The 1,135-nt window shown below is 80.5% G+C and carries 1 protein-coding gene; it reads right to left on the bottom strand.

Annotation, left to right across the window (positions count from 1 at the left end; translation table 11 throughout):
- Positions 1-1,135 (bottom strand): hypothetical protein (locus BST12_RS32575; protein ID WP_211281403.1); only part of this gene is annotated, 1,135 nt, incomplete at both ends.

Raw genomic sequence — 1,135 nt, 5'->3', positions numbered from 1 at the left:
CCCCGCCGTTGCCGCCCGCGCCGCCGGCCCCGCCGCTGCCGTTGACGCCGCCGACGCCGGCGGATCCGCCGGTCCCGCCCTGGCCGCCCTGGCCACCGCTGAATCCGGAGCTGCCGGGGCTGGAGTTGACGCTGCCGTTGCCGCCTTGGCCGCCTTGGCCGCCTTGTCCGCCGTTGCCGGCGTTGCCGGCGACGCCGCCGGTGTTGGCCGCGCCGCCGTCGCCGGCCTGGCCGCCGCTGCCGCCGGCGCCGCCGTCGCCGGCGATTCCGACGGTGCCGGAGCCGCCCTGGCCGCCTTGTCCGCCTTGGCCGCCGTTGCCGCCGTCGCCGCTGGCGGCGCTGCTGAGTTGGTCGCTGTTGAGGCCGCCGACGCCGCCGGCACCGCCGCCGCCGCCGTCGCCACCTTTGGTGCCGGTGGTGTTGGCCGCGCCGTTACCGCCTTGGCCGCCTTGGCCGCCCTGGCCACCGTTGCCGGCTTGTCCGCCGCTGGCGCTCGCGCCCACGCCGGTGCCGGCGTCGCCGCCGTTGCCCCCGACGCCGCCTTGGCCGCCGGCGCCGCCGGCCACACCGGTCGTGCCGGCTTTGCCGTTGCCGCCGTTGCCGCCGAGTCCGCCGGCCCCGCCGTTGCCGTTGACGCCGCCGACGCCGGCGCTACCGCCGGTCCCGCCCTGGCCGCCATTCCCGCCGGCGAATCCGGAGCTGCCGGGGGCGGAGTTGGCGCTGCCGTTGCCGCCTTGGCCGCCCTGGCCGCCCTGGCCGCCGCTGCCGGCGTTGCCGGCGACGCCGCCGGTGTTGGCCGCGCCACCGTCGCCGGCCTGGCCGCCTTGGCCACCGGCGCCGCCGTCGCCGGCGACTCCGACGGTGCCGGCGCCGCCCTGGCCGCCTTGCCCGCCCAGGCCGCCGCTACCGCCGTTACCGCTGGCCGCGCTGGTGAGTTGGTCGCTGTTGAGGCCGCCGACGCCGCCGGTGCCACCGGTGCCACCGTCGCCACCCTGGCCACCGATCGTGTTGGCCGCGCCGTTACCGCCTTGGCCGCCCTGGCCACCCTGGCCGCCGCTGCCGGCTTGCCCGCCGCTGGCACTCGCGCCCACGCCGGTGCCGGCGTCGCCGCCGTCGCCGCCGGCGCCGCCGATCCC

This window comes from Mycobacterium angelicum (assembly GCF_002086155.1).
Taxonomy (GTDB): Bacteria; Actinomycetota; Actinomycetes; order Mycobacteriales; family Mycobacteriaceae; genus Mycobacterium; species Mycobacterium angelicum.
Note: the sequence above shows the minus strand (reverse complement) of the source record. Positions and strands in the feature narration are given on the sequence as shown.